This window comes from Arthrobacter crystallopoietes BAB-32, assembly GCF_000328305.2.
GTDB classification, from domain to species: domain Bacteria; phylum Actinomycetota; class Actinomycetes; order Actinomycetales; family Micrococcaceae; genus Crystallibacter; species Crystallibacter crystallopoietes_A.
The window spans coordinates 1-18,556 of record NZ_ANPE02000074.1 but is presented as its reverse complement, the minus strand read 5'-3'; the positions used below and the strand labels follow the sequence as shown (position 1 = coordinate 18,556).

Genomic DNA, 18,556 nt, shown 5'->3' with positions numbered 1-18,556 from the left:
CTCCAAGGGGCGCGAAGTGATGAGTGAAGTATTGCGGATGAGGTGGAGCGGCGGCGGTCAGATCGCCATCATGGGATGGTGCGTGTCCCAGCTGCTCAGGTGCGCCAGCGCCGGCATCCGCTTCGGCGGCGCCCAGGCGATGCCGCTCGCGGTCACACGGCCGTCGCCTGTGGTGATGGCCGTGCCGTCCAGCCGGGTGCCGAGCTCGGCCAGCCGGACCGCGAGGTCGCGGGCGGACTGTGCCGGTGTCTTGATGCTGGGTACATTGCCGGCGAAGAGCTGGATGTCCAGCCACGCCGCTTCCACCAGCGACCGGTAGTGCTGCACAAACAGCTTGTGGCTGCCGAAGAGCTCCAGCATCAGGGCCTTGCCGCCAAAACCAACGACGACGCCGCGCTGGCCTTCGATCGGGCGCGGCAGCTTGGCCAGGTCGAGACCTGCGTGGCGCGTGCCGGCATCCAGATGCTCAACCAGCGAGCCGGAACCGGAGATCGTGTGCAGGCCCTGGTAGCGAGCCACCCGCTGCCAGACCCGGCCCTGCGTTTGCTGTCCGCGGGCGGCACGGTTCAGCTCCGCCCGGACATTCAGCGGCGCCCGCCGGGCGGACCGGCCGTGGACTGAGGCTCCGCCCCAGCGGCCCTGCTCCACGCAGTACGTGTCGATGTCGCGGGTTTCGCCTGGCGCCAGGATCGCGTCCCGTGCGCAGACCCGGTGCTGGTGGCCGCCCTCCAGCAGCTCGCCCTCGAGCAGCAGCACCGGCTTGGTGTCGCGGTTCGTGACGGTCAGCTTGGAAACCTGCGGGCCGGAGGCCAGCTCCGTCACCTGGAGGTTGGCGGCCGCTCCCGTCGTGAGGCCGACAGCGCCACGGCCCTCAGTCCAGAGCGGGAAGAGCGTGAGCGGGCCGAGCTGCGTGCCGGCCCCGATGTGCAGAGTGCTGATCTTCATGATTCCCCCAATCTGCCGCCGGCTTGCACCTCAGCTTCGAGGTTCATTCCCTGCGGCGAATCTTTAGAGCGTCTTTGCTCAAAATAGAGAGTAGGGCAGTTTGCGGCTTTGCGCAACTATGAGTTAATTGAAATTGTGGCAATCACTAACGACGCCGGCAAGCGCCTGAGCGACTACCCTCGCCCTTCGGTAGCAGTAGACACCGCGGTACTGACAGTTTCCGGAGACGAGCTGTGCATCTTGGTCGTCGCCCATTACAAGGCGCCTGGCTACGATTGGGCGCTCCCCGGGACATTCCTGCACGAGGGGGAGCGGCTGGCCGACGCCGTGCTCCGCTCGCTTCGCGAAAAAGCTCACGTCTCCGGGCGCCAGCCTAAGCAACTGCACGTCTTTGATGAACCCCGGCGCGATCCCCGCGGCTGGGTCCTGTCCGTCGCCCACGTGGATGTCGTGCCACTTGAGGAACTCGAGCAGGCCCTCGCCACCGACGGCGTCAAACTCCTGCCCGTGGCCGCCCGTGTCCCCGACCTGCCCTACGACCATCCCGCTATCATCGCCAAGGCCATGGAACGCGCCCGCGCCGCCTATAGGTCAGAGCCGGATCCCGGTGGCCTGCTCACAGGAGCCTTCACCCTCCGCGACCTGCGCATGGTGCACCAAGCCGTCATGGGCGAAGAACTACAGCGCGACACGTTCCGCCGACTCATGGAACCCCAACTCGTTCCGACCGGCGAAATGACGGACGGGGCCCGCGGCCGCCCTTCGAGGTTGTTCCGTCGGCCACGATGAGCCGACTGTTGGAGGTCATCGGCGAGATGACAGAGTGGCAGAACCGGCCTCTTGACCGCGTTTACCCGGTGGTGTTTATCGACGCGATCCACGTCAAGGTCCGGGCCGGGCAGGTCACAAACCGGCCGGTCTACGTGGCGATCGGGTCACCACCACTGCGGGGGAACGCGACATCCTCGGGCTGTGGGCCGGTGACGGCGCCGCGGGCGCGAAGTTCTGGCTTGAGGTGCTGACGGAGATCAAGAACCGAGATCTCCGGACAGCCATTCCTATTTCCTCGCCGCTGAGTACAAGCAGGCACTGACGCCGCTAGAGTTTTCCCTTCGCGACTAGCTCATCAACCTCATCAACAGTATGGACGATGAAGAACTCGCAACGAGCGGTGGTGCCAATTCAGCGCAATGATGGATCGAGTGGGTAGAAGCTGCAGTTATTGATTCATTCCTTGGCGGTGACTAGCTTCGCCCGGACAAGCCAATTTAAAGGAGCAGCCGCAGTAAGCATCCAGGGTGGCGAACGGGTAAGCGCGGTGGCATGTTGAGTGACGCGGAATTCGGTTCCGAAACGGATCACGGGCTCTGTGTGTCGGCGGACATTCACGGAAGGGCCAGGAAGCAGGTTGACCGACCATGCAACTTAGTCCTACGAACCTCCGTGGCTGGCCCCGGACATGGGTCGGGGCCAAAAGTGTCGGAAGCACGCTCTAGAATGACTAGATGTTGGGGGTGATCGTCGGCAGATAGCCGATATCCTTCTCGATATCATTGGATTTTGAATTCACCGCGCGCATGCGGAGCGATTGTAGGAAGGCGCAAATGGGTAATGGGCGACTGCAGTGATGCAGTGTGGCGGCACCTCAGGACGACGGCGAGTCACACCATTGGTCTTTCCTACTTGACTGAACTGTTGAATGTTGCGCCGGTCAGGGCATCTGTCGACGACTATGCTGAGCTCGTCATTGAAGACAATGTGCTGGGGAGGGCGACAGAGTCGGGCCGTCGCCGGGTTTACCGGCATCTCCGAGAGGTCTATTCCCTTGACGTTGGTTGCCTGCCGTTTCGTGCCATGCGTGACTTGTGGGGCGAAGACAGTCAGTCGCGGCCTCTGTTGGCAGGGCTGCTCGCTTTCTCCCGCGACGAGTTCCTAAGAGCTTCTTTTTCCGCCGTCCGTGACTGCAACTCGGGTGAACTAGTTACACCTGGGGATCTCGCTCACGCGGTGGGCATGGTATTTCCGCAGGTTTTGAGCCCTGCAACGCTGGCCAAGGTTGGCCGGAACACTGCATCGTCATGGCAACAAATTGGGCACCTCTCCGGGAAGTCGGGGAAGGTGCGCACAAGGGCTCAGATTCGTCCGGCGGCGACCGCGTACGCACTCTTTCTTGGACACTTGTCCGGGGTGCGCGGCACTCTGCTGTTGAATACGCCATGGACGGCACTTCTGGACACTAGTGTGGAGCATGTGCGGTTTATGGCGGAGGATGCGTCTCGGCTGGGCTACTTGGAGCTACGATCGGCAGGCGGGGTTGACGAGCTTGAATTTTCGCATCTTATGCGGGGCGATGAGGGGCGGGACCGATGAGCGTCATTATGGATATCGCCGATGCTTTCGAGCGTCAGGTGCGTCTGCCGTGGAAGCGGAATATTTCCCCCGCGGAACGGGTGTGGCTTGTAGTTTACGAGCCGGAGATTGAACGCCGTCTCCGCGCGCAGCTGGGCGAGTTCCAGCACCGCGCGATCAAGAGTGGCCACGCCTGGGTAGACCTGGACCTAGCGGATGTCTTCGGGGAGTGGATGGCCGAGCATGAGTACGCAGATGCGTTCTTTGCCGAGCCGGAGTTGCTGTCTGGCTCGGCCCTTGAGGATTTTGATGAGTTTGTCACGGCTAGGCTGACCGCTGCCCTGACGAGCGAGGGCGTCGATGACGACACCGTGGTCGCCGTCCTGGGGGCGGGCGCGTTGTTCCCGTTTACCCGCGCGAGCAGGGTTATAGAGTCGGCGGAATCGGCTGTACGGGGACGTCTGGTCGTTTTCTTTCCGGGCCACCATTCCGGCTCGAACTATCGTCTGCTAGATGCCAGGGACGGGTGGAATTACCGGGCTATTCCAATTACTGGGGGAAGGGAAGCACTGTGACCGTTAACTATGAGGTATTTGCCAAGGATCCAAGGACTAGCGACATTCCGAACACAGGAGTCTCCAAGCTGCTGCCGCCGAAATCGGAGGCAGAGTGGGGTGTCCTGCGATATGAGCTGACCAGCTTCGTTTGTGAAGGCGAATATGAACGAGGACTGGATCGGATCCTGGGCGGCTACCTGGAGCATCTGGACCGTGCTGAACAGCCGGCCGTGTGGGTCAGCGGCTTCTTTGGAAGCGGCAAATCGCACTTGGTTCGAGTTCTTGAATACCTGTGGACGAACCAGGAGTTGCCCGACGGCGCCAGTCCACGTGGTCTGGCCCATGTCTCGCCGCAGATCGCGAACCACCTGACGGAACTGACGACAGCGGCAAAACGGTCCGGGGTCCCGCTGTGGTCTGCGGCCGGGACGTTGGGCGCCGGGGCGGCGGAGGAAATCGAACTGAGTTTTTTGGCTATCCTTTATCAGGCTGCGGGATTGCCGACGAAGATTGGTCCTGCCAGATGTGCCCTGTGGCTGAAGTCGGAGGGGCTTTACGAAGCCGTCGCCGAAACCTTGGCGAGCCACGGCCGGGATATTGAGTCTGAACTGAGGAATTTGTATGTTTCGCGTCCATTGGCCGGAGCGATCCTGGCGCATAACCCGGGGCAGGCGTCCGATGCAACCGAGCTTCTGAAGCAGCTGCGGGAGAGTTTTCCGGACAAGGCGGCCCTTGCCGTCGATGAACTCGTGGACCAGGTCCACGAAGTGCTTGAAACCGTTTCCGGGCAGAAGGACGCCATTCCCCTAACTCTGGTTGTTCTTGATGAACTCCAGCAATACATCAATGATGATGCCGGGAAGGCGCTGCGGGTCCAGCATTTGGTCGAAGCCTGTTCCTCCCGTTTTGACTCGAAGCTGCTGGTTGTTGCTACTGGGCAGTCGGCGATGACCGGCAATCAGATTCTGCAGAAGATCGTCGACAGGTTCAACGTGCAGATTGAGCTCAAGACCCAGGACGTCGACACCGTCGTGCGGCAGGTCGTTCTAAAGAAGGATCCGGCTCGCACAAGTGAAATCAAGGCAGCCTTGGACGAGGTCAGCGGGGAAATCAGCCGGGAGCTTGCAGGGGCAAAGATCCAGCACCGCGAGTCTGACAATGCTTCGCTGGTCCTGGACTATCCCCTGCTGCCGTCGCGGCGTCAGTTCTGGGCGGAAGTCCTGCGGAACGCGGACACATCGGGCAAGGGCGGGCAGTTGCGCTCCCAGCTTCGCGTAATCAACGAGGCCAACCAGCACGTTGCCGACCAGCCGTTGGGAACCGTCGTGGGTGCCGACTACATTTACGAGGCTAACTCCGGGTCGATGCAGTCCAGCGGGGTCCTGCTTCGGGATACCCAAAACCTTATTGAGGACGAACGTCTGAATTCCGACGACGGTCCGCTTAGGGCCCGTGTCTTGGCAACGGTGTTCCTGATCGGTCTGCTGCCGGCTACTGGGTTACAGGACACCGGCGTACGCCCCACTGCCGACCATATCGCCGACCTGCTGGTTGAGGGCCTCTCCTCGTCTGGGACCTGGCTCCGCAAGGACGTCCCCCGGATCTTGGCGATCTTGGTGGAGGAAGGCAAACTGCAGGAAATCAGCGGGGAGTACCGGATCCAGACTCCGGAGGGTCAGGAATGGGACCAGGACTACCGAGCACGGAAGGCGGCGCTGATCGGTGACTCCGGCCGAGTCTCCATGCTGCGCGAGGACGCATTGACCGAGGCCATTTCTGCCGTCGTTCCCGTGCGAGTAATGCAGGGGCAAACCAAGGCCCCGAGACAGCTTGCTGTTTCACGCGGTGAATTGCCTGAAGCGGGTGACGACGCAATTCCCGTAGGCGTGGTCACTGGCTGGGCCATGACTGAGAAGCAGTTCCACGATGAACTGAAAGGCCTAGGCACCGAATCGCCTGTAGTCGGAGTCTACCTGCCCCAGATTAGTCCGGAGGATTTTCGGGACGCGCTTTCCACCTATCACGCGGCAAAGGAGGCCGTGGAAGTGCGTCCGCAACCGAGCACGGACGAAGGGCGCCTCGCTAGGCGTTCGATCGAGTCCGTGCGGGACTCGGCCAAGGACAGGCTGAATGCGCTGGTGGACGAAGTCGTCGGCGCGGCCAGTGTGGTCCAAGCTGGCGGGTTCGTGGCTGAGGGAACCACGTTGAAGGCCCGCGTCGAAGCCGCAGCGTTGCGTTCCGCTGACCGGATGTTTCCGCAGTTTGCACTTGCAGATAACCCGGCCTGGGCTAAGGTCGTCGAACGTGCGCGCAGCGGCAACACTGCGCCGCTGGAAGCAGTGGGGCATACGGGGGAAACCAACATGCACCCTGTTGCGAAGCTCGTGCTTGAAAGCTTGAACTCAGCGTGGACCGTAGGTTCGTCGATTGTTTCCAAGTTTTCCAAAGCCCCGTACGGGTGGACGAAGGATCCTATCCATGGTGCGCTGCTCGCTCTTCTGGCCTCAGGTGACCTCCGGGCGCAGGTCGGCGGGAAGGACGTAATCGCGTCGGCTATCCCGAGCACCGGCGTTGGCGCCGCAAGCTATTTGAGAGAAGCGGTTTCTGTGGGGGTGCAGGAGCGGATCGCTGCCCGCAAGACCCTCCAACTCGCAGGGATCAGCTGTGTATCGGGTGAGGAATCGGCCAAAGCTCCCGTTCTGGTCGAACGGCTGACGTCGCGTGCCGCCTCTGTATCTGGGGAAGCACCGTTGCCCTCGGTACATCTGCCAGCCCCTGTTGCTGGGCTGGCGGGCTTGCAGGGAAACGAGCTCATTTCCGCCTTGTCAAAGTCAACAGAAGCAGTGGCGGTCTTCGTCGGGCTGTTGGACGAACTTGAAGGTCGGCGTGCTGACCGGCTGGGCAGATGGCTGCTAGCCGAACGATTGTCCCGCCATGCCGCAGCATTGGCCGACGTGCCTTCCGCGGTCGGCCACTTAGAGGCCATCCGTGACAACCGGTCGCTGCTGGATGATCAGGACCTTGTCGGCCCGGTCGTGGGTGAGCTGGCGGATAGGTTGCGTGACGCCGTGAAACTGGCGTATGCCGGGTATGCGGCTGAATTTGAACAGGGTATGAACGCCTTGGTAGCGGACCCGACTTGGAAGTCGCTCGACGCCGCCGCGGCACAGCAAATACTGGCCGACAATCAGCTCCTACGTCAGCCTGAACCGGCAGTGGGCACTCCGCATGAGATAGCAGATGAACTAGACTCCACGTCCGTCGCCAATTGGCAGGACCGGGCCGCGGCCCTCTCCGGACGGTTCTCTAACGCCAGGGCGGAAGCTGTCAGGGTGTTGATTCCGCAGGCGAAGAAGGTGTCGGTCCCCGGTGCGACGCTGGCAACACAGGAGGACGTCGATGCCTACATGCAGCGGCTGCGGGAGTACCTGCTCGCAGAGCTGGGCGCCCATTCTTCGATTGTGATTTGAGGTTAGCTTGACGACACAAACAGCTCCCGGCCGCGTTCTGTCGGCTTCCGAGCGGCGGTTGCTCGAAGCCGCGGTCCTTGCCGGACGCGAGACGGCAGAGTCCGCCGCCCGTCACGAAGTGGTGCGTCTGGGGGTGTCCCAGGACAAGGCTCCGGCATACCTGAACGCCGGCGAGCGCGCCCTCCGGCGCGAGCTCAGGGCCAAGGCCCGCCAGCTCGGGGACCGGGTGGGCGGGGACAGCCCGCTGCCTCTGCTCATGGGTGAGGTCGCCTACGAGCAGTGGCACCGCTTGCTTTTTGCGCGGTTCCTGGAGGTCAACGCTTTGCTGATCCATCCGGGCATCGGGATGGCCGTGACACTCGAGGAATGTGCGGAACTCGCGCCCGAACTGGCCGAGCCGGACGCGTGGGCGGTAGCCGCCCGGTTCGCCAGCGAGACCCTTCCCGGGGTGTTCCGGCTCACCGATCCGTGCGTTTGTATCAGCTTCGCCCCGGAGGATAGCCAGAAGCTGGAACAGATCATCATGGGGCTGCCCGAAGACATTTTCCGGTGTGAGGATGCGCTGGGGTGGGTCTACCAGTTCTGGCAGACCAAACGCAAAAAGCAGGTCAATGACGCCGGGAACAAGGTCGGCGGTGCGGACCTCTCACCTGTTACCCAGCTCTTTACTGAAAACTATATGGTCCGTTTCCTGCTGGAAAACTCCTTGGGTGCCTGGTGGGCGGCCGGAAACCCCGGGTCACCGTTGCTTGACGGATGGGAGTACCTGCGGCGGACCGACGATGGGGAACCTGCCGCCGGAACCTACGAAAGCTGGCCGGCGGCGGCATCCGACGTGACCGTCCTGGACCCCTGCTGCGGCTCGGGGCACTTCCTGGTTGCTGCTTTCGGTATGCTCTGGCGGATGCGCGCCGAGCAGGAGTCCCTGACGCCGGCCCAAGCGCAGGACGCGGTACTGCGCGACAACCTTTTTGGGCTGGAGCTCGATCCGCGCTGCACCCAGCTGGCCACCTTCAACCTCGTTCTCGAGGCTTGGAAACAGGGCGGATACCGCCAGCTGCCCACCCCTAACGTGGCTTGCTCCGGCATCCCGGTCCGCGCTGCAGGATCGGAGTGGGAGGATCTTGCCGGTGATGACCAGGCCCTGCGGGGATCCTTGGCCCGGCTGCATTCCCAGTTCCGCAACGCCGACACCCTCGGCTCGCTCATTAATCCTGTCAGCGGTCCCAAACAGGGCGCGCTGCTGGGGCGCACCGGAACACTCGAAAGCACCGACTGGGACAAGGTTAGGAACGCCCTCCGCACCGCAGTCGCGGAGGAAGAAGACAGTGGCACGGTCCTAGGCGACACCGTGAACGACGTCGCTAGGGCAGCACAGCTGCTCAGCCGGCAGTACTCATTGGTTGTCACCAATCCGCCGTACCTGATGCGGACGTTCATGTCAGCCGACTTGCAGTCCTACATCGACGCACATCATCCTGCCGCCAAGGGGGATCTGGCGACCGCCTTCCTCGAGCGGTGTTTCGATTTTGCAGGCAAAAACGGCCTGGTGGTCACGGTTTCCCCGCAAAACTGGACCCTGCTGACCACCTACACGCGCTTCCGCAAGGACTTGCTGGACAACCGCACACTCCACGCGGTCGCGCGTCTTGGACATGGAGCCTTCCGGCAGATCACCGGCGAAGTGGTGAAGGTTGTACTTACCATCATTCAAACGGGCCGGGCCGCAGCACAGCACCGCTTCATGGGTCTTCGGGCCCAATCTTCGCTTGGACCCGACGCGAAGGCGCTCATGCTGTCCCAAGGTCCGTTGGTGGTCCTGGAGCAGGAAACTCAACTTGCCAACCCCGACCAGCGAATCACCGTCTCGTTGCTCGACAAGTCTGCTTTGCTTGGTGCTAAGGCAGATGGGCTTCAAGGCATTGCGACCGCCGATTACCCTCGCTTCGGCCGTTTCTTCTGGGAGCGGACACTTCCTCACCCCGATTGGGCTTACCAGCAAAGCACGGTGCGAGAAACTGCTCCCTATGGAGGCCGGGAGCACATTATTTGGTGGGAGAAAGGGGCAGGGGCGCTAAGCGAAGAACCTGGCGCCTACGTGCGCGGCAAAAACGCATGGGGTAAGCGCGGAGTGGCTGTTTCCCAGATGGGCAAGCTGCCCGTATCCCTCTATACAGGGGAACTGTTCGACAACAACACCGCCGTCATTCTGCCGAAGAACGACAAGGACCTGCTGGCCATCTGGGCGTTCTGCTCCAGCCCCGAGTTCAACGAGGCCGTTAGGGAAATCGATGATGTCATGAAGGTGACGAATTCCACCTTGGTGAAGGTGCCGTTCGATGTGGAGCATTGGCGGGCGGTTGCCGAAGCGACCGGGCCGCTGCCCGAGCCGGGGTCGGATGACCCGACCCAGTGGCTGTTCTCCGGGCGGATCGCCGGTTCTGCCGAGCCGTTGCAGGTCGCTGTCGGCCGGTTGCTGGGGTATGCCTGGCCGGAGCAGGCCGACGATGGTTTGGGCGACCTGGTGGATACGGACGGCATTGTCTGCATTCCGGCGGTGGCGGGGGAGCGAAGTGCGGCCGAGAGACTGCTGGACGTACTCGCGGCCGCCTACGGGAATGAGTGGTCGCCGGGGCTGCGGGATGGCTTATTGACGGCCGCTGGAGGCCAGGCGGGGAAGGTTGAGGGGTGGCTGCGGGATAAGTTCTTCGCGCATCACGTGAAGGTATTTCAGAACCGGCCGTTTATCTGGCAGGTGTGGGACGGGCGCCGGGACGGTTTCTCTGCTCTGCTGAATTACCACCGGCTGACACGGGCCACGTTGGAAAAGCTCACCTACACAATTCTGGGTACTTGGATTTCCCGACAGCGGGAGGACGTGTCCTCCGGGGTGGCCGGTGCCGAGGATCGGCTGCGCGCTGCCGAGGGGCTCCAGAACAAGCTCAAGTTGATCCTTGAAGGTGATGCCCCCTATGACATTTTTGTCCGCTGGAAGGATCTCAAGGACCAGCCGGTTGGCTGGGATCCGGACCTGGATGACGGCGTCAGGATCAACATCCGTCCGTTTGTCACCGCCGGGGTCCTGCGCTCGAAGGTCGGGGTCAAATGGGAAAAGGACAGAGGCAAGAACGCCGACGGTTCCGACAGGATCAACGACCTTCACCTCACCCTTCAGGAGAAGCATGCGACACGTAGCTAATATCGTGGTCGGAGATACCACGGCATGACGAAGCTCAGGGCAGCGATTGCCGCGTCCCTACGGGCAGCGGCACGGCACAACAGCAACGGCCAGATCGCACCGGTAGGCGTTCTTTGGCCCGACCCCGAGCGGCTCTGGGAGCAGGTCATCCCCAGCCTGCAGGAAGCGGTTCCCGTTTGCATTCTTGGCGAGTGGGAACCTGAGCGCCTGCAAGGACCCGCGATTTGGATACGCGCATTGCTTGCCGGTGGCGTCAGTGTCCCTGAAGAGTTCGCTAAGCCGCATAGCAAGATTCCTTGGATCATCTATCTACCGGACTGGTCCCGCTCCGATGTCCGCGGCGTGGAGACGGCTCCTGTAGCACTGCAGCCGCTGGCGGAGCTGCAGTATCGGGCGCAGTGGTGGCAGCAGCAGAACGGGCAGCCATGGACTCCGCTGGCGTTTTTGGGCAGCCCTCAAGGTGCAGACCTGTCCGTGGCGAAAGACGGGGCGACTCTTGCAGCCTTGCAGGACGGCCTGGTTGAAATGCTGGATTACTCCATTGAGGAGCTCACATCAGTTGGCCGGATTGATGCAGGGCGAATACAGCAACTGATTCTGCCTGATGACGTGCTGGCATCCTACGATGGATGGATGATCCCGAAGCCGTCGAGAAGTCCATGGCGCTTTCCCGGTGGAACGCGTTCTGCGGACTGGCCGCTTCACAATATGGCGTCGATCCCCGCAAGGACTCGGTGCTGACCGCCGGCGCCCTATTGGGAGCTCGGGAAGGAAACTGGAAGCATGTATGGGCACGCTTCGTGGAGAATCCGAAGAAGTTCCCGCACGTTCCCGAGTTGTTGGATCAGTCGAAATCTAATAGTGGGACTCTCTTTGAAATGGGCGGGTATCCGGATTCGTGGCCTTCTGACAACCAGGACGCTGAGCAGCTTCTTCGCAGTCGCCTCGCCGACCTGGGCGCCGAGACCGCTGCTGAAGCAGCCGATGCCATCCGCGCGCTCGAATCCATACACGGACAGCGACGAGACTGGGTCTGGAGCGCCTTAGGGCTGAGCCCCTTGGCTCAGGCTCTGGAGTTTCTGATGGACATCGTCCTCCAGACCGAAACGGGTGCCTCCAGCGGCTCAGTGGATGACCAGGCAGCATGGTATTTCACTTCCGGCTGGACTATCGATGACGCAGCGGTCAGAGCGTTGGCGTCCGCCCGAACGACAGCAGACCGTACCGCGGTTGCGGCGGCACTAACGTCGCTATACGGGACATGGCTGGAAGACATGGCATCCAGATTCCAGAATGCGGCAGTGTCGAGCGGTTATCAGGGCCAGACGGGGCTGGAAGTCCATAGTGGCACTTGTGTGATATTTGTCGACGGACTCCGGATGGACATCGGTCAGCGGCTGCAATCGGAACTTGCGGCCCGGGGAATCGAGACCGGTATCGATTATCGTCTGGCTGCCTTTCCCACCGTCACGCCGACTGGCAAGCCCGCCGTCGCACCTTTGACGATCAACATTGGTTCCGGACCGGGGTTCGCCGCCGGCAACGAGAACGGTATAGGACTCGAAGGAACAGCATTTCAGAAGGCTTTGGAAGCTTCGGCAGTCCAAAAGGTGCCCAATGATGCGCTCGGTGATCCGTCAGGACGAGGATGGACCGAAATCGGTGACCTAGATTCGTCCGGGCATTCACACGGGCACAAGCTTGTGGACCGGATTGACGCGGAGATTACACTCGTTGCCGACCGTATCCAAGTATTGCTCGAAGCCGGTTGGAAACGCGTCGTCACCGTCACGGACCATGGATGGTTATTGGCTCCGCAGGTTCTCCGGAAGGTCGAACCCGTTCCGATGCATTTGACAGAGGGGGAGAAGAGCCGGAAGGACCGTGTGGCTCGGCTGTCCACAGCCGCTTCGGGGAGCACATATCCAACGGTTCCCTGGACGTGGGACAGCTCCGTGTCCATGACGTCTGCCCCGGGCACGGGATCGTTCGAGACAGGAGTCGTATATACCCACGGAGGTCTTAGCCTCCAGGAATGTGTCATTCCCGTTCTATCTGCAACGGGAGCCGGTAAAGCGACGTTCGAGGCCAAGCTGGAAGCGTTGAAGTGGACGGGTATGCGCTGCCGGATTGACGTAGCTGATGCCGTCGAAGGAATGAGCGTTGAAATTCGCACTGCGTCGGGTGACGCGGCCAGCAGCGTAGCTGGACCGAAACTGCTCCGGGATGGCGAGGCCAAGCTTCTTGTCGCTGATGATGGATTACTCAACCAGCCGGTGTTCGTGGTGCTCCTGGATCCGGCCGGCAAAATTGTTGGTCAAGCCAAGACAGCGGTGGGAGGCGAAGCATGAGCGCGATGGATGTAACCGACAAGCTTGCTGCAGAGTCATTCGAAGGGTACGTGGTCCGCAAGGACCTTGCTCAGAAGTTCAAGGGGGCCTATCCAGTACCCACGTACGTGGGCGAGTTCTTGCTGGGCCGCTACTGCGCTACCACAGATGACGAAGAGATCGGTGAGGGGCTCGAAGTTGTCAGGAAGCTGATGGACGACCGAACGGTTCGCGCTGGCGAGGAGGAGCTCTTCAAATCACGTGCGCGCGAACGGGGAGCGGTCAAACTCATCGAGCTTATGAAGGCTCGCCTTGATGCCAAGTCCAACTCATACTTTGCCGAGCTTCCCAGCCTTCAGATCAAGGATGCACGCATTTCGGATTCCCTAGTCGCTGCTAACGAACGGATGCTTACCGGAGGCTTTTATGCGGAGGTAGACCTGGAGTACGACCCGTCAATCGCTGAGGAAAAGGGAGGACGTCCCTTCGGCGTTGCCAATCTTCGGCCCATTCAGCTATCGACTAGGGACTCACTGAGTCATTTGGCCCTCGGCAGGCAGCAATTTACAACCGAACAATGGAAGCAATTGCTTCTCAGATCCGTCGGCTTCGAAGCGGAGCGCCTCAATGACAGGGCCCAGGATGTGCTCCTGCTGCGCATGGTGCCCTTCGTTGTCCGGAACTATAACCTCGTCGAACTCGGCCCGCGTGGCACCGGAAAATCCCATTTGTACCAGCAGGTATCCCCGTATGCACACCTAATCTCCGGTGGTAAAGCCACAGTGGCCCGTATGTTCGTTAACAATGCGACCGGTCAGCGCGGACTTGTCGCACAGTACGACGTCGTATGCTTCGATGAGGTTTCGGGCGTTTCCTTCGATCAGAAGGATGGCGTGAACATCATGAAGGGCTACATGGAGTCGGGAGAATTCTCCCGCGGACGCGAGTCCATCCGCGCCGACGGCTCGATTGCTCTCGTTGGCAACTTCGACGTCGACGTCGCCCACCAACAGCGTATTGGCCACCTGTTGTCACCCTTGCCAAAGGAAATGCGCGACGACACGGCCTTCATGGACCGTCTCCACGCGTACCTACCCGGCTGGGACGTCCCCAAGCTCGACCCGTCCTACTTCACAGCACATTTCGGTCTGGTCAGCGACTTCCTCTCCGAATGCTGGGCTCGGTTGAGGGACCAATCCCGGCTACCCGCAATTCAGGGACGCGTCCATTTCGGGGATGCTCTGTCCGGACGCGATCTCACGGCCGTGAACAAGACCATCGACGGGCTGCTCAAGCTGCTCTACCCTGCTGCCACATCCGAAGTCTCGGACGAAGACCTCGAATGGTCCGTCAAATTGGCGCTGGAATGCCGCCGGCGTGTGAAGGAACAACAACGGCGCATCGGAGCCGCCGAGTTCCGAAACACGCACTTCGGATACCGCATCGGTGAGGGCATCGAGCAGTTTGTGTCGACTCCCGAGCTCCGAAGCCCGGACACCATCGGCTTGGACCCGTTGCCGCCCGGGCAGGTCTGGGGATTGGCGGAAGGCAGTGCAGATGTCGGACCGGGGCTTTACCGGATCGATGTGACTGAAATGGCGGGCACCGGCGTACGCCTACTCAATCAGGCGGCCCCTGCGTCCCTGCGTGAAAGCGTCAAGGTCGCCGAACAAAATCTCATATCCCAAGCTCGTCTCCTCGTGGGAGACAAAGATCCACGGGAACATGAATTCACGGTCCAGGCGCGCGCCCTCGACGCAGCGAAGTCCGGACAAGGACTGGGCATCCCCGTCCTGCTTGCATTGGCAAGCAGCCTGCTCCAACGCAATGTGCGCGGCGGTCTTATCGCCGCAGGCAGCTTGACTCTCGGTGGTGGCATAGAACCCGTAGCCAACGCCGGCCAGCTTGCAGAGCTAGCTATGGAGAAAGGGGCGACTGCGCTACTGCTACCTGTGTCGGCGCGCCGCCAGATGATTGAAGTTTCAGACGAGGTCGCGGCCAAAGTCTCCTTCATTTTTTACACTGATGCGCAAGACGCTCTCATCAAAGCCATAGACAACTAGCCTCGCTTCAGCGCCCAAATATGAGTTCCCATTCAGACTGGCACTGGGACTGAACACGACATTGGAGTGCAAGGGAAAGATCGTACAGATGGTTCAGGCACCAGCGGTAGAACCCCAACCCCGCTTTGGCTGTTTAAACCTTTGCCCATTCGAGGTAAGATTCGACGGAAAGTGTATTAGGTGTTGGGGGATAGGCTGTGGGGTCAGCGCCAAGTGCTCAATTGAGCACCGATGCTCGCAAGAAACTCATTGCCCAAATGCGGGCATGGCGGGAGGACTTGCTGTCTATCGACAGGCGTCAGAAGCTTGTCTACTTTTCACACCCCAAGAGCGGGTCGTTTGAAATCGTTGAGCCAGACATGGTGGGCATTGAGCAGTTAATTCGTGCCGGTGCCGTACATTTGCGTGCGGAGGAGTCGGAGGAATCAGGGGAGGGCGACGGCGACACTGCAGCCGAACTTGGACTCCCGGCGATCGACGAGAACCGAGTCTTTCGTGTCCGCAGCAAAACCAACCAGCAGATCGTATCGACGTGCAAGCGGCTGCACCAACGGTCGGAACAGGAGTACGCAGACAAAGGCATCTGGGTTCTTTATCTGGGACTCGGCATGCTTACCTGGGTTGATCCGGCCGACAAAAAGAAGGTCAGCAGCCCCCTCCTGATGGTGCCTGTCCGCCTCACCAAGGCCGGGCAGGTGTATGTCCTCGGGCGCACGGACGACGAGCCCTTCCTCAATACAGCTCTGTCGTTAAAAATGAGCCGGGACTTCGGAATTGAGCTGCCGGACTTTGACGACGACGACGTTGCGATCGCCGACGTAGCAGAGCGTGTCTTACAGGCCACCAGTGGCCAGCCGACTTGGACAGTGGAATCGCGGGCCATCCTTATGCCCTTCAGCTTCCACAAAGAGGCGATGTATAAGGACCTGGAGCAGAACGAAGACACGATTATCGGCAGTAACCTCATCCAGCTGCTCTCTCTCGGTCCCGAGGCGCCGAGCGCCGGTTCCTTCGCCTACGAGCCACCGTCTGATGAGCAGCTCGATACTGTCATCGCCCCCGAGAATCTCCACAGTATTCTGGACGCAGACGGCAGCCAGCGTCGTTGTGTGATTGCAGCACGCGACGGCAGTAGCTTTGTCATGGACGGTCCTCCTGGTACGGGGAAGAGCCAGACAATCGCGAACATCATTGCTGAGCTAATGGCTACCGGAAAGAGCGTGCTGTTCGTGTCCGAGAAAGCAGCGGCCCTTGACGTGGTGCGTGACCGCCTTGCAGCCCGGAACCTGGATCCCTTCCTGCTCGAGCTGCACAGTCACAAGGCAACCCGCAAACAGGTCGTTCAGACCTTACATGCGGAACTACTCAAAAAACCCGTTGCTCGCGAATCGTTCGGAGCCGTGGAGCAGAAACGGCTCGGGCAGACGCGTTCAGAGTTGAGCGCATACGCACAGGCCATGAACGAGATTCGTCGACCGCTGGGAAGATCACTGCATGACGCACTCGGCCGACTGTCCCAGCTCACCGGCGTCGAGAACTATCCCACGGGTGATAAAGATGCGTTCTCCGAGCTGAGCGCTGAGCAGCTTGCCATGCTTTTGGAACACGCGGCCCAGCTTGAGGGCGTGTGGCGACCCGCAGAAGAGGGCGATGCCTTCCTATGGCGCGGGCTGCGAGGCGAATCGATGTCGATGAGCGAGCGCAAGAATGCCGAGGATACTGCTCTTGCGGCCGCAAAGGCCGTCCGCGGTGTGGTAGACGCGGCACAGTTTTTCGACTCGTCTCTGCCGTTCAGGGACTTCGATCTGAATGACGACGGACTTCGGCAACGCCTCGAAGTGCTCAAGGTCTATGGCATAGGACGTTTCGTTCCTGCTTCTTGGTGGACCATTGATCAACTCGATGAGTTGGACCGTCGGGTCATGGAGCTGCGCCGGATCACCAATGAACGGCTAACTGCGATCGAAGAGATTTCCGCGAATTTCAGGGCTGCGTGGAGGTCAGAGGACCGTCAACTTTTCGATACTCTGAAAAGCGCGATGGCCGCGGACCCGAATGTATTCCCCGAAGCATTGGGCGACATGACAGTCGTCAACATCAAAGAAGCCGCAGGCAACCTCCGCGAGCTCATTCAGAATTTTGGTCAGCTGGCCAAGGTAGCAGGAAAGCTCGGCAAGCTGTTCAAGGTGGATCCTGACACTGTTTCGATGGGCAGACTGCAAGCTTTGATCGCCTTGGCACGGTTGTCCCAGTCGGGGAATCTGCCGGAGGCCAACTGGTTGATTCCGGGTGTGCAGGGAGCGCTGGACGAGAGCGCCCGAGTCCTCGACAATTTGACTGCCATGGTGCGCGAACGCGAAGAGACTCTGAATTCCGTTTTCAAGCCGGAAGTATTGGACCTCGACTTGATAGGTTTGAAGGTCCGCTTCGCCGACCGCAAGGGCTTCAAGGTTTGGAGCAAACAAGCGCGGGAGGACAAGAAGACGCTGCGGGGAGTGACGCAGAGCGGCGGCGCCGGCAAGGAAATCGTTGCGAGGTTGGACGAAGCCTTGGCCTGGCAGCAGGCACAACGGGACTTGAGCAGTGGTGAAACGGAGTATTCGCCACGTCTAGGCGAGTATTATCAAGGAACTAGTACGGATTTCGGCCGGCTGAGCGCCGCCCTCGAAGTTGCACGGGAAGCTATCCGGTTGGCTGGCCAAGACATTGCGCCAGGCGCTCTGGCTTCTCAAATCGCCAGGGGCACTGAGCCTGAGTTCGACCTCATCCCCACCGCGGACCGCGCTGAAAAGCAACTGAGCAGCGTCCGTGAAGAAGTCCGGTCACTTCTGCATTCTGAGTACGCGAGTGCGCTCTACATTCTGCCGCTGCCCGAGGTCTTGACCCTTCTAGGACAGGTGGCGGAACGCTTGTCCAACTCCTCAGCGGAACGCGAGCGGCTGGAAGAGATGGGCGGTTCAAGCCTTACACTGCATGCTTGTGTCGAGGGAATCGGCAAGATCGGCATGCTGCACGAACTGGAAGTAGCAGTTGAGGCTGCCGCTACGGACGATGCGGAGCTTATCGGCTCCCGCTACCAGCGGTTCGAGACAGACTGGGACGAGATCGACGCCGACCGGAAATGGTGTCGCGAGGTACGCGACGTCGTGAAGGCGCCGCTCGACGCCACAGCGGTGCCCTTTTTGGAAGAATTCCGTCCGGAGGACCATTCGTTGGTTGGACTTGTGGACACATGGCGGGCCGCGAAGGATAATCTGCTGTATTTTTTCGTGCCGGTTCAACGGAATGAACTCGAGAACGCGCTTAACGATTCGTTGTCCTCTGCGCATGCGTTGCTCGAGGAGATGGCGGACAGCGCAGCCACGGACATTGACGTCTGGTTCGAATTCAGCCGCCTTACCAACGTCATGGCCAGGGAAGGCATGTCGGACGTCATTTCGGCGTTAGAGGCTAAAGCCGCACCCGCAGCCGAAGTTTGCGACGCCGTCGAACGCGCTGCATTGGAGCCCTGGGCCGAATCCGTCATCGGGGTCGACGAACGACTCAAGTCCTACCGTGCCGATAACCGAGATCAGCTAGTCGGCTCATTTCAAGAACTCGACAACCGACTCGTGCAAGAAGCCTTCAGCGCTGTTGTTACTGC

At 60.8% G+C, this 18,556-nt stretch carries 9 protein-coding genes and 1 pseudogene; 9 read left to right on the top strand and 1 reads right to left on the bottom strand.

What is annotated here, in order from left to right:
• Nucleotides 1–57: 57 nt before the first annotated feature.
• Nucleotides 58–945 (bottom strand): ARPP-1 family domain-containing protein, encoded by an 888-nt coding sequence (locus D477_RS04305; RefSeq protein ID WP_005267618.1) that lies wholly within the window; start codon nucleotides 943–945, stop codon nucleotides 58–60.
• Nucleotides 946–1,080: 135 nt separating this feature from the next.
• Here D477_RS04305 and D477_RS04300 point away from each other — a divergent pair, with 135 nt between their 5' ends.
• The 9 genes and pseudogenes from D477_RS04300 to D477_RS04260 all read left to right on the top strand — a co-directional run.
• Nucleotides 1,081–1,734 (top strand): NUDIX hydrolase, encoded by a 654-nt coding sequence (locus D477_RS04300; RefSeq protein ID WP_005267616.1) that lies wholly within the window; start codon nucleotides 1,081–1,083, stop codon nucleotides 1,732–1,734.
• Nucleotides 1,716–1,993: pseudogene (locus tag D477_RS21680) on the top strand (transposase); the annotation flags it as partial. The gene D477_RS04300 and the pseudogene D477_RS21680, both read left to right, overlap by 19 nt.
• Before the next feature lie 1,318 nt (nucleotides 1,994–3,311).
• Nucleotides 3,312–3,869, top strand: a complete 558-nt coding sequence (locus D477_RS04290; RefSeq protein WP_005267614.1) for a BREX protein BrxB domain-containing protein — start codon at nucleotides 3,312–3,314, stop codon at nucleotides 3,867–3,869.
• Nucleotides 3,866–7,321 carry a BREX system P-loop protein BrxC gene (gene brxC / locus D477_RS04285; protein WP_005267613.1) on the top strand — a complete coding sequence of 1,152 codons (3,456 nt, stop codon included), beginning with the start codon at nucleotides 3,866–3,868 and terminating at the stop codon, nucleotides 7,319–7,321. Before D477_RS04290 ends, brxC begins: the two co-directional genes overlap by 4 nt.
• Nucleotides 7,322–7,379: 58 nt before the next feature.
• Nucleotides 7,380–10,520: an Eco57I restriction-modification methylase domain-containing protein gene (locus D477_RS04280; protein WP_005267612.1), complete on the top strand. Its 3,141-nt coding sequence runs from the start codon at nucleotides 7,380–7,382 to the stop codon at nucleotides 10,518–10,520.
• A gap of 24 nt (nucleotides 10,521–10,544) precedes the next feature.
• Nucleotides 10,545–11,261, top strand: coding sequence for a hypothetical protein (locus D477_RS04275; protein WP_043845605.1), 717 nt, complete (start codon nucleotides 10,545–10,547; stop codon nucleotides 11,259–11,261).
• Nucleotides 11,150–12,871, top strand: coding sequence for a BREX-1 system phosphatase PglZ type B (gene pglZ, locus D477_RS04270; protein ID WP_005267609.1), 1,722 nt, complete (start codon nucleotides 11,150–11,152; stop codon nucleotides 12,869–12,871). Before D477_RS04275 ends, pglZ begins: the two co-directional genes overlap by 112 nt.
• Nucleotides 12,868–14,913, top strand: coding sequence for a protease Lon-related BREX system protein BrxL (brxL, locus tag D477_RS04265; protein ID WP_005267608.1), 2,046 nt, complete (start codon nucleotides 12,868–12,870; stop codon nucleotides 14,911–14,913). Before pglZ ends, brxL begins: the two co-directional genes overlap by 4 nt.
• A gap of 221 nt (nucleotides 14,914–15,134) precedes the next feature.
• Nucleotides 15,135–18,556 (top strand): DUF4011 domain-containing protein (locus D477_RS04260; RefSeq protein ID WP_150109996.1); only part of this gene is annotated, 3,422 nt, incomplete at its 3' end.

Coding starts and splice junctions, on each gene's coding strand:
- D477_RS04305 (WP_005267618.1), bottom strand. CDS start 945: ATGAAGATCAGCACTCTGCACATCGGGGCCGGCACGCAGCTCGGCCCG.
- D477_RS04290 (WP_005267614.1), top strand. CDS start 3,312: ATGAGCGTCATTATGGATATCGCCGATGCTTTCGAGCGTCAGGTGCGT.
- D477_RS04275 (WP_043845605.1), top strand. CDS start 10,545: ATGACGAAGCTCAGGGCAGCGATTGCCGCGTCCCTACGGGCAGCGGCA.
- pglZ (WP_005267609.1), top strand. CDS start 11,150: ATGGATGATCCCGAAGCCGTCGAGAAGTCCATGGCGCTTTCCCGGTGG.
- brxL (WP_005267608.1), top strand. CDS start 12,868: ATGAGCGCGATGGATGTAACCGACAAGCTTGCTGCAGAGTCATTCGAA.